Origin of the sequence: Streptomyces yangpuensis (assembly GCF_024666385.1) — a bacterium.
Taxonomy (GTDB): domain Bacteria; phylum Actinomycetota; class Actinomycetes; order Streptomycetales; family Streptomycetaceae; genus Streptomyces; species Streptomyces yangpuensis.
The window spans coordinates 293,405-305,403 of record NZ_CP102515.1 but is presented as its reverse complement, the minus strand read 5'-3'; the positions used below and the strand labels follow the sequence as shown (position 1 = coordinate 305,403).

General features: G+C 73.8%; 2 protein-coding genes. Both read right to left on the bottom strand.

Annotated elements, in window-relative coordinates:
- Positions 1-76 precede the first annotated feature (76 nt).
- On the bottom strand, positions 77-4,948 hold the full coding sequence (locus NRK68_RS35135) for a type I polyketide synthase (protein ID WP_373024732.1): 4,872 nt from the start codon (positions 4,946-4,948) through the stop codon (positions 77-79).
- The gene (locus NRK68_RS35130; protein ID WP_444465706.1) at positions 4,938-11,813 is read right to left on the bottom strand and encodes an SDR family NAD(P)-dependent oxidoreductase; all 6,876 of its coding nucleotides are present in this window, start codon (positions 11,811-11,813) and stop codon (positions 4,938-4,940) included. The genes NRK68_RS35135 and NRK68_RS35130 overlap by 11 nt, the downstream gene beginning before the upstream one ends.
- Positions 11,814-11,999 lie beyond the last annotated feature (186 nt).

Sequence of the window (11,999 nt, the reverse complement as noted above, 5' to 3'; positions counted from 1 at the left end):
GTTCTGATGTGGTGAACACGGGCTCGGGCGCGTCGTCGGCCCCCCGGGGGGACCGCGCGCTCCGGGCCGGGGGCCTTCAGGCGAGGCCGAGTTCCTTGTCGATGAAGGCGAAGACGTCGTCGGCCGTCGACTCCTCCGAGAGCTGCTCCGCCGGTGCCGGGCCGCCGCCCAGGGCGGCCGTGAGGGTACGCAGCCGTCCGGGGATCCGGTGGCGCTCGATGTCCTCGGGGTTGAGCGCCGTCAACGCTGCCTCCAGGCGGTCGAGTCCGGCCAGAACGGACATCGCGTCGCCGTCCGCGCCGTCGTCCGGGCACAGTTCGCCGTGCAGGTACGCGGCGAGTGCGGCCGGGGTGGCGTGGTCGAAGATCATCGTGGCGGGCAGGGTGCGGCCGGTGGCGGCGGAGAGCCCGGTACGGAGATCGGTCGCGGCCACGGAGTCGAAACCGAGGTCGGTGAAGGGCCGGTCCGACTCCATCGTCGCCGGGTCGTCGTAGCCGAGCAGGGCCCCGGCGTGTGCGCGCACCAGGTCCAGCAGGGCCCGGTTCTGCTGGACCCGCGGCATGGCCCGCAGCCGCTCGGCGAACGCCGGCCCGTCCCCTGCGCCGGCCTGGCCGACGGCCTCAGCGGCGGCACCGCCGGTCAGGGCCGTCTGCGCCTCGGGCACGGCGTCGATGAGAGGCCGCGGCCGGGCCAGGGTGTAGACGGGCGCGAACCGGGACCAGTCGATGTCCGCGACGACCAGCCGGCTCTCGTCGTGGTCGAGGGTGCGGCCGAGAACGTCCAGCGCCAGGCGGGCCTCGATCGGCGGGGTGCCGATACGGGTGAGGGCCGCGTTCAGGTCGGCGTCGACCATGCCGCCGTCCCAGGGACCCCAGGCGACGGAGGTCGCGGTGGCACCGCGGGCGCGGCGGCGCTCGGCGAGCGCGTCCAGGAAGGAGTTGGCGCTGCCGTAGGCGGCCTGGCCCGCGCTGCCCCAGACGGCGGAGCCGGAGGAGAACATGACGAAGGCGTCCAGCGGGCGGTCACCGAGCAGCTCGTCCAGGTGGAGGGCCCCGCCGGCTTTCGCCTCGGCGACGGCCGCGAACTCCTCGAGCGTCAGCTCGGAGAGCGGGGCGATGCGCTGCATCACGCCTGCGGCGTGGACGACGGCGGTCAGCGGGCGGTCCGCCGGGACGGTGTCGAGGAGGGCGCGCACGGCCTCCCGGTCGGCGACGTCGCACGCCTCGACGGTCACCTGGGTGCCACGTCCAACGAGTTCGGCGACCAGGTCCTCGGCTCCGGCCGCGGCGCGGCCGCGGCGGCTGGTGAGGATCAGGTGCTCGGCGCCGCGGTCGGCAAGGAGCCGGGCCACATGGGCGCCGAGGCCACCGGTGCCGCCGGTGATCAGGACGGTGCCGCGCGGCTTCCACGTACGGGCCGGCTCACGGCTGCCGAGCGGGTCCCGGACCATGCGGCGGCCCAGCACGCGACCACCGCGGACGGCGAGCTGGTCCTCGCCCCCGGGCTCGGCGAGCACCGCGCACAGGGTGCGTATGGTCCCCTCGTCGCAGTCGGCGGGCAGGTCCACCAGGCCGCCCCAGGTCTCGGGCAGGTCCAGGGCCAGTCCGGCCCCCAGCCCCCACAGCGCGGACTGGCGGGGGTCGCCGACCTCGTCACCGGGAACGGCGGCCACCGCCTGGGCGGTGACGGCCCACAGCGGGGCGGTGAGCCCCGCGTCGCCGAGGGCCTGGACGAGGGTGACGGTGGCGGCGGTGCCACGGGAGACGGCGGGGTGCGCGGGGTGCGGCCGGTCGTCGAGAGCGAGCAACGACAGCGCGCCGACGAGACCGGTGTGGGCCCGCAGTTCGGCGGCGAGGGCCGCCCGGTCCTGGTCGCCGACCTCCACCCGTACGGTCCACAGACCCCGCTCGGTCAGCCCCTTGGTGAGGGCGCGGGTCCGCGGGTCGTCCGCGCGGCCCGCGGGCACGGCCAGCAGCCAGGTGCCGTCCGGGGTGCCGCCGGCGGCCGCGGCCGGTGTACGGGCGGGCAGCCAGTCCACGCGGTAGCGCCAGGAGTCGGTACGGGCCTGGTCCTGGCTGCGCCCGTACCAGGTGCGCAGGGCGGGCAGCACCTGGCCGAGTGCTTCGGCCGGTACGCCGATACGGTCGGCAAGGCCGACAGGGTCCGCACCGTCGAGGGCCTCCCAGAAAACGGTGCCCGCGGCGTCGGGGGTGACGGCCGGGGCGGCGGTCTCCTCCAGGTCACGCCAGAACCAGCGGCGCTGGAAGGCGTAGGTGGGCAGGTCGACCAGCCGGCCACCGCGCCCGGCGAAGAACGCCTGCCAGTCGACGGCCACCCCACGGCAGTGGGCCAGGGCGACAGCACCGACAAGCTCCTGCTCCTCGGCGCGGTCGCGGCGCAGCAACGGGACGAAGACGGCGTCACGGTCCCCGCTGAGACAGCCGGGGCCGGTGCCCGACAGGGCCGCGTCGGGGCCGAGTTCGACGAAGGTGGTGACGCCCTTGTCCTCCAGTACGGCCACGGCGTCGGAGAAGCGGACCGCTTCGCGAACATGCCGCACCCAGTACTCGGCAGTGGTCAGGTCACCGGTCCCGGCAGAGGCACCGGTGAGGGTGGAGACCACGGGGATCTGCGGCTCGGTGTACTCCAGAGAGCCAGCGACGGCCCGGAAGTCGTCGAGCATCGGGTCCATCAACGGCGAGTGGAAGGCATGGGAGACCTTCAGCCTGCTCGTCTTACGGCCCTGCTCCTCGAACAGCGCCTTGATCTCCAGTACGCGTGTCTCCTCGCCGGAGACGACGACCGAGTTCGGACCATTGACCGCGGCGATCGACACCGTGTCGGTGAGGTGCGGGAGGACTTCGTCCTCCGTGGCCTGGACGGCGACCATCGCCCCGCCCTCCGGCAGAGCCTGCATCAGCCGGCCACGCGCCACGACCAGCTTCGCCGCATCCTCCAGCGACAGCACACCAGCGACATGAGCCGCGGCGATCTCACCGATCGAGTGACCCGCCACAAAGTCCGGCTTCACACCCCACGACTCGACCAGACGGAACAGCGCGACCTCGACGGCGAACAGAGCGGGCTGGGTGAACTCCGTACGGCTCAAACGCTCCGCGTCCTCACCCCACACCACCTCACGCAACGGCAGCCCAAGCGCCTCCGTCACCCCATCGAACGCGGCAGCGAACACCGGGAACGCCTCATACAGCTCCCGGCCCATCCCCAACCGCTGCGCACCCTGCCCCGTGAACAAGAACGCGGTCAGGTCGTCGGTTCGGCCGATCGTGCCCTGGACGACCCCGGCAGCGGGCTCGCCGGCCGCGAGTGCGCCGAGCCGGCGCAGGAGCCCGGCCCGGTCCGCGGCAAGCACGGCGGCCCGGTCCTGCAGCGCGGCCCGGGTGGTGGCCAGGGAACGGCCAAGGTCTGTCAGGGTGGCCTGCTCGTCGGCCTGCACGTGGTCCAGCAGGCGCCGGGCCTGGGCGCGCAGAGCGGGACCGCCCTTGGCGGACAGAACGAGCGGGACGACGGTGGCACGGCCGGCCGCCAGTTCCCCGTTGCCCTCGTCGTCGGCGAAAACCGGGGCCTCTTCGAGGATCACGTGGCCGTTGGTGCCACTGAACCCGAAGGAGGAGATTCCCGCTCGGCGCGGACGGTCGGGGGTGACCGGCCAGGGCCGGGCGTCGGTGAGCAGTTCGATGCCGCCCTCGCTCCAGTCCACCCTGCGGCTGGGGGCATCGACGTGGAGGGTCTTGGGCAGCAGGCCGTGGCGCATGGCCATAACCATCTTGATGATTCCGGACACCCCGGCCGCCGCCTGGGCGTGGCCGATGTTCGACTTGAGGGAGCCGAGCCACAGCGGCCGGTCCTCCGGCCGGTCCTGGCCGTACGTGGCGAGCAGCGCCTGCGCCTCGATCGGGTCGCCCAGCACCGTGCCGGTGCCATGCGCCTCCACCGCGTCCACCTGATCGGCGGTCAGCTGGGCGTTGGCGAGGGCCTGCTGGATCACGCGGCGCTGGGAGGGGCCGTTGGGGGCGGAGATGCCGTTGCTGGCACCGTCCTGGTTGACGGCCGTGCCTCGAATGACGGCAAGGACGGGGTGGCCGTTACGGCGGGCGTCGGACAGCCGCTCGACGACCAGCAGGCCGACGCCCTCACCCCAGCCGGTGCCATCGGCGGCCTCGGCGAAGGACTTGCAGCGGCCGTCCGCGGACAGCCCCCGGTCCTGGCTGAAGCCGACGAAGGAGTGCGGGTGGGCCATGACCGTGGCGCCGCCCGCCAGAGCGAGGGTGCACTCACCTCGGCGCAGCGACTGGACGGCCAGGTGCAGGGCCACCAGGGAGGACGAACAAGCGGTGTCCACCGTGACCGCCGGGCCCTCCAGGCCCAGGGTGTAGGCGATCCGGCCGGAGGCGACGCTGGCGAGGCTGCCGGTGCCACCGCCCACGAGGTAGTCGTGGTACACGACGCCCGCGAAGACGCCGGTGGGGGTCTCCTTCAGGGTGGCAGGGGCGATACCCGCGCGCTCCAGGGCCTCCCAGGCGGTCTCGAGGAGCAGCCGCTGCTGTGGGTCGGTCTCCTTGGCCTCCTTCGGGCTGATCCTGAAGAAGTCGGCGTCGAACTCACCGGCGTCGTGCAGGAAACCGCCCTCGCGAGAGTAGGTCTTGCCGGGGGTGGCGGGCTCGGGGTCGTACAGGCCCTCGACGTCCCAGCCGCGGTTGTCCGGGAAGGGGGTGATGGCATCCGTCGCGGATTCCACCAGCTGCCACAGTGCCTCAGGGGTGTTCACCCCGCCGGGCAGCCGGCAGGCCATGCCCACGATCGCGATCGGCTCGTGGTCCCTCGTCTCGGCCTCCCGCAGCCGACGCTTGGTCTGCTGGAGGTCGGCCGTGGCGCGCCTGAGATATTCGCGGAGCTTGTCGTCGTTGCCCATCGCTTCAAGAACCAATCTCAAGGTTGTCCAGGGCCAGGAAGAGTTCCTCGTCCGTGGCCGATTCGAAGTCGTCGTGGCCGTCGTCCGCCGCGCCGCCGCGGCCGTCCCGCCAGGTGCGCAGGAGCGCTTCGAGGCGTGCGGTGACCCGGGCGGTGTCGCCGTTCAGGTACGGGGCGGCGGCCAGAAGCGCCTCCAGCCGGTCGAGTTCGTCGAGGACCGGCCGGGCCGGCTCCTCCTCGCCGGGCTGGTCCAGGGCGAGCAGCAGGCTGGCGACGGCCTGGGAGTTGGGGTGGTCGAAGGCCAGGGTGGCGGGCAGCCGCAACCCTGTGGTGGCGGTGAGCCGCTTGCGGAGTTCGCTGGCGGCCACCGAGTCGAAGCCCAGCTCAGTGAAAGCCCGGTCGGGCTCCACGTCGTCGAGGGTGTCGTGGCCGAGGACGGCGGCGACGTGCTGCCGTACCAGCTTCAGCACGGCCCGCTCGCGTTCGCCGTCGGGCAGGCCGACCAGTTCGCGCCAGCGGTCGGTGTCGGCGGACGGCCCGTCCGCCCGCTCTCCGCCGGAGCCCGGCGTGCCGCCGAGGGCGACGACCTCACCGGTGATCTCGGCGAGCCAGTAGGGGCGGCGCTGGAAGGCGTAGGTGGGCAGGTCGACCAGCCGGCCACCGCGCCCGGCGTAGAACGCCTGCCAGTCGACGGCCACCCCACGGCAGTGGGCCAGGGCGACAGCACCGACAAGCTCCTGCTCCTCGGCGCGGTCGCGGCGCAGGACGGGGATGAAGGCGGCGTCTTCGGCGGTGGCCTGGCCCATCGCGGTGAGCACCGCGTCGGGGCCGAGTTCGACGAAGGTGGTGACGCCCTTGTCCTCCAGTACGGCCACGGCGTCGGAGAAGCGGACCGCTTCGCGAACATGCCGGACCCAGTACTCGGCGGTGGTCAGGTCATCAGCGGATGCTGAGGCGCCGGTGAGGGTGGAGACCACCGGGATCTGCGGCTCGGCGTAGGTGAGCTGGGCTGCGACGGCCCGGAAGTCGTCGAGCATCGGGTCCATCAACGGCGAGTGGAAGGCATGGGAGACCTTCAGCCTGCTCGTCTTACGGCCCTGCTCCTCGAACAGCGCCTTGATCTCCAGTACGCGTGTCTCCTCCCCGGAGACGACGACCGCATTGGGTCCGTTGACCGCGGCGATCGACACCGTGTCGGTGAGGTGCGGAAGGACTTCGTCCTCCGTGGCCTGCACGGCGACCATCGCCCCGCCCTCCGGCAGAGCCTGCATCAACCGGCCACGCGCCACGACCAGCTTCGCCGCATCCGAGAGGCTGAGAACACCCGCTATGTGTGCCGCGGCGATCTCACCGATCGAGTGACCCGCCACAAAGTCCGGCCGAACACCCCACGACTCGACCAGACGGAACAGCGCGACCTCGACGGCGAACAGAGCGGGCTGGGTGAACTCCGTACGGCTCAAACGCTCCGCATCCTCACCCCACACCACCTCACGCAACGGCAGCCCAAGCACCTCTGTCACCCCATCGAACGCGGCAGCGAACACCGGGAACGCCTCATACAGCTCCCGGCCCATCCCCAACCGCTGCGCACCCTGCCCCGTGAACAAGAACGCGGTCCGACCGGTCCTGCGGGTGCTGCCGGTGGCCGTACGGGCGGGCTCCTCCCCGGCCGCGAGTGCGGTCAGGGCGCGGACGGTCTGCTCGCGGCTCCCGGTGAGCACCGCGGCGCGGTGTTCGAGGGCGGCCCGGCCGGTGGCCAGCGACCAGGCGGTGTCCGCCAGGCCGAGGTCCTCGCGGGCCTCCAGGTGGGCGGCGAGCCGGGCGGCCTGGCTGCGCAGGGCCTCCCGGGTTCGGGCGGAGAGCAGCAGCGGCAGCACGGCGGACTCCCGGTCCGGCGTTCCGGCGGCGGGGGCCGTCTCGGGCTCCGGCGCGTCGGGGGCCTGCTCGACGATGACGTGGGCGTTGGTGCCGCTGATGCCGAAGGAGGAGATGCCGGCCCGGCGGGGGCGGTCGGCGTCGGGCCACTCGCGGGCCTCGGTGAGCAGGCCGACCGCTCCGGCCTCCCAGTCCACCTGCGGCGAGGGCTCGTCGGCGTGCAGGCTCTTCGGCAGGACGCCGTGGCGGATGGCCTCGACCATCTTGATGACGCCGGCGACACCGGCGGCGGCCTGGGTGTGGCCGATGTTCGACTTGATCGAGCCGAGCCACAGCGGCTGGCCCTCCGGCCGGTCCTGGCCGTACGTGGCGAGCAGAGCCTGCGCCTCGATCGGGTCACCCAGCACGGTGCCGGTGCCATGCGCCTCGACCGCGTCCACCTGATCGGCGGTCAGCTGGGCGTTGGCGAGGGCCTGGCGGATGACACGCTGCTGGGAGGGGCCGTTGGGGGCGGAGAAGCCGTTGCTGGCACCGTCCTGGTTGACGGCCGTGCCGCGGACGACCGCCAGCACGGGGTGGCCGTTACGGCGGGCGTCGGACAGCCGCTCCACGAGCAGCAGGCCCACGCCCTCGGAGAAGCCGGTGCCGTCGGCGCCGGCGGCGAAGGAGCGGCAGCGGCCGTCCTCGGACAGGCCCTGCTGGAGGCCGAACTCGATGAGCACCTCGGGGGTGGCCATGACGGTGACACCGCCGGCCAGGGCGAGGGTGCACTCGCCGGAGCGCAGCGCCTGGATGGCCAGGTGCAGGGCGACCAGTGACGAGGAGCACGCGGTGTCGACGGTGACGGCCGGGCCTTCGAGGCCGTACGTGTACGACAGCCGGCCGGAGGCGATGGAGCCGGTGGCGCGGGACCGGGCGTAGTCGTGGTACATGGCGCCGGTGAACACGCCGGTCGGGCTGCCCTTGAGGGTGCCCGGGTCGATACCGGCCCGCTCGAACAGCTCCCATGAGGTTTCGAGGAGCAGCCGCTGCTGGGGGTCCATTCCGGCGGCGTCGTGCGGGCTGATGCCGAAGAAGCCGGCGTCGAACTCGGCGGCGTCGTAGAGGAAGCCGCCGGAGCGGGTGTAGGTACGGTCGGGGGTGCCGGGCTCGGGGTCGTAGATGCCGTCGAGGTCCCAGCCGCGGTCGGTGGGGAACTCGTCGACGGTCTCGACGCCCTCGGCGACGAGCTGCCACAGGTCCTCGGGCGAGCGCACGCCGCCGGGGAAGCGGCAGGCCATGGCGACGAGGGCGATGGGTTCGTCGGTGGACGTGGCGACGGGCGTGGCGGGGGCGGCGGCGTCCGCGCCGAGGGCGGTCTCCTTCAGGGCCCGGGCCGCGTCGCGGGTCGTCGGGTAGTCGAAGACCAGGGTGGCGGGCAGCTTGAGGCCGGTGCCGGCGGCGAGCCGGTTGCGCAGTTCGACCGCGGTCAGGGAGTCGAAGCCGAGTTCCTTGAACGCACGGTCGGGCTGGACCGCGTCGGGCGAGTCGTGACCGAGGACGTCCGCGACGTGTCCGCGTACGAGATCGAGCAGGAGGGTGTCGCGGTCGGTCTCGGGCAGCCGGGCCAGCTGGTCGGCGAGGGCGGTGCCGGCGGTGGCGCCGCCGAGGGCCGCCTTGCGGACGGGGACCCGGACCAGCTCGCGCAGGATGCCGGGGACCTGACCGTTCACGGCCTGGGCGCGCAGGGCGGCCAGGTCCAGTTTGACCAGCAGGCGCAGCGGGTCCCCGGCCGCGAGGGCCTGGTCGAAGAGGTCGAGTCCTTCGGTGGTGGCCATGGCAGGGAAGCCCTGTCGGCGCAGCCGTTCGATGTCGGTGTCGTCCAGGGTACCGGTCATGCCGGTGCCCTCGGCCCACAGGCCCCAGGCCATGGAGGTGGCGGGCAGCCCGGCGGCGCGGCGGTGGGCGGCGAGCGCGTCGAGGAAGACGTTGGCGGTGGCGTAGTTGGCCTGTCCGGCCGCGCCGAGGGTGCCGGCGGCGGAGGAGAACAGGGCGAAGAGGGCGAGTTCGCGGTCGGCGGTGAGCTCGTGCAGATGCCAGGCGGCGTCCGCCTTGGGGGCGAGGACGGAGTCCAGCCGGTCGGGGGTGAGGGCAGCGACCACGCCGTCGTCGAGTATGCCGGCGGAGTGGACCACGCCGGTCAGCGGGTGATCGGCGGGGATGGCGGCCAGTACCGCGGCCAGGGCGTCCCGGTCCGAGACGTCGCAGGCGGCGAAGGTGGCGGTGGCGCCGAGCGCGGCGAGTTCCTCGCGCAGTTCGGCGGCGCCGGGAGCGTCGGCGCCGCGGCGGCTGGTGAGCACCAGGTGCCGGATGCCGTGTTCGGCGGCCAGGTGGCGGGCGACGATGGCGCCGAGGCCGCTGGTACCGCCGGTGATGAGGACGGTGCCCTGTGGGTCGAGGGTGCGGGCCGGGGCGTCGGCGTTCGGCTCGGTGTCGCGGACCAGGCGGGGGGCGTACGCGGTGCCCGCGCGCAGGGCGAGTTCGGGCTCGTCGGCGGCGAGGGCGGCGGGCAGGGCGCGCCGGGAGTCCTCGGTGCCGTCGAGGTCGACGAGGGTGAACCGGCCGGGGTTCTCGGCCTGGGCCGCGCGGGCCAGGCCCCACAGGGGTGCGGTCGCGACGTCGACGGTGTCGTCGCCGTTCGTGGTGACCGCGCCCTGGGTGAGCAGCACGAGCCGGGAGCCGGCCAGGCGGTCGTCGGCTGCCCAGTCCTGGAGGAGGGCCAGGGTGTCGTGGGCGCTGGCGCGGACGGCCTGGAGCGGCGCCGTCCCGGGGGCGGTGCGGCAGACCAGCACGGTGGTGGGGGCGGGGGCGCCGTCGTCGAGGGCGGCGCGCAGCGCGCCGAGGTCGGGGTGGGAGGTCCGCTCGCCGAGGCCCAGGGTGTCGGGGCCGATGAGCACCGTGGAGGTGGCGGCGGCCGGGGCGGCGGGGATCTCGGTCCAGGCGAGCCGGTAGGGCTGCTCGCGCCGGCCGCCGGCCGCGCTGAGCTGCTCGGTGGAGACGGGCTTGGCGATGATGGAGCCGACGGTCAGCACCGGGTTGCCGCCTTGGTCGGCGGCCTCCAGCCGGGTGCTGCCCTTGGCGTCGGTGACCAGCCGGACCCGCAGGGCGGTGGCGCCGACGGCATGCAGAGAGACGCCGGTCCAGGCGAAGGGCAGCAGGGTGTCGCTGCTGTCCTCGCCGACGAGGTCGGCGTGCAGGGCGGCGTCGAGGAGGGCGGGGTGGATGCCGAACTGCTGGGCGTCGCCGTGCGCCTGCTCGGGCAGGGCGATCTCGGCGAAGACTTCCTCGCCGCGCCGCCACAGGGCGGTCAGGCCCTGGAAGACGGGGCCGTAGGCGTAGCCGCGGCCGAAGAGCCGCTCGTACGCGCCGTCGAGGCCGACGGCCTCGGCGCCGGGCGGCGGCCACTGGGTGAGGTCGAAGGCAGGGGCGGGGGCGCCGGTGGTGAGGGTGCCCTCGGCGTGCCGGATCCAGGGCTGGTCCTCGCCGTCGGCGCGGGAGTGGATGGTCACCGGGTGGCCGCCCGTCTCGTCGGCGGGGCCGAGGAGCACCTGGAGGTCCACACCGCCGCGTTCGGGCAGGATCAGCGGGGCTTGGAGCGTGAGTTCGTCCAGGACGTCGCAGCCGGCCTGGTCGCCGGCGCGGACGGCGAGTTCGACGAAGGCCGTGCCGGGCAGCAGGACGGCGCCGAGGGCTTCGTGGTCGGCGAGCCAGGGCTGCCTCTGCAGGGAGAGACGACCGGTGAACAGGTGTCCGCCGGTGGCGGGCTGGGCGGCGGCGGCGAGCAGCGGGTGGGTGACGGCGAGCTGGCCGAGGTCCGCCACGCCGCCGCCGACGAGCGGCACCTTGCGCCAGTAACGCTTCCGCTGGAAGGCGTAGGTGGGCAGGTCGGTGGTGCGGGCGCCGGTGCCGTCGAAGAAGGCGGCCCAGTCGACGGCCGCGCCGCGTACCCATGCCTCGGCGAGGGAGTGGGCGAAGCGGAACAGCCCACCGTCCTTGCGGCGCAGGGAGCCGATGGTGACGGCCTGCCGGTCGGCGGCGTCGATGCTCTCCTGGATGCCGTTCTTGAGAATGTGGTGCGGGGTGGGTTCGACGAACAGGGAGAATCCGTCTCGCAGGAGGGCCTGGGTGGCCTCCTCGAAGCGGACCGTCTGTCGCAGGTTGGTGTACCAGTAGTCGGCGTCGAGCCCGGAGGTGTCGATCGGGGCGCCGGTGACGGTGGAGTAGAACGGCAGCCGGGTGGCCCGGGGGGTCACGGGCGCCAGGGCCTTCAGGACCTCCTCGCGGATCTCCTCCACGTAGTGGGAGTGGGAGGCGTAGTCGACCTGGATCATCCGGGCGCGTACGCCCTCGGCGGTGAGTTCGGTGAACAGCTCCTGCAGGGCCTCGACGTCGCCGCAGGCCACGGCGATGGCGGGGCCGTTGACGGCGGCCAGTTGGAGGCGGCCCTCCCAGCGCTCGAGGCGGGCGGCGATCTCGGCCGCCGGCAGCGGTACGGACATCATGCCGCCCTTGCCGGCCAGCCGGTCCCGGATGATCTGGCTGCGCAGGGCGACGACGCGGGCGCCGTCCTCCAGGGTGAGCGCCTCGGCGACGGTCGCAGCGGCGATCTCGCCCTGCGAGTGGCCGACGACGGCGGAGGGTTCGATCCCGTAGCTGCGCCACAGGGCGGCCAGGGAGACCATGACGGCCCACAGGACGGGCTGGACGACTTCGACCTGCTCCAGGCTCGGCCGGCCGGGCTCGCCGCGCAGGACCCCGAGCAGGTCCCAGTCGGTGAAGGCCGACAGGGCGCGGGCGCATTCGGCCATGCGCGCGGCGAAGACGGGCGACTCGTCCAGGAGCTGGACGGCCATGCCCTCCCACTGGGAGCCCTGGCCAGGGAAGACGAAGACGGTGCGCGGGTCCCCGGTCACGCAGCCGGTGACGGCGGTGCCGCCGCTGCCCTGCCTGGTGAGGACGTCCATGCCCGCGCGCAGCGCCCCGGGGGTGTCGCCGAGGACGACGGCCCGGTGTCCGAGTGCGGCTCGGGTCGTGGCGAGGGACAGGCCGATGTCGACGGGTCGTTCCGCGGGGCGGTCCTCGACGTGCCTGCGCAGCCGGTCCGCCTGCGCCCGCAGGGCCGCCGCGCTCTTACCCGAGATGAGCCATGG

Excerpts from the sequence above, each read along its gene's own strand:
- NRK68_RS35130 (WP_444465706.1), bottom strand. The coding sequence starts at position 11,813 with ATGGACGTCCTCACCAGGCAGGGCAGCGGCGGCACCGCCGTCACCGGC.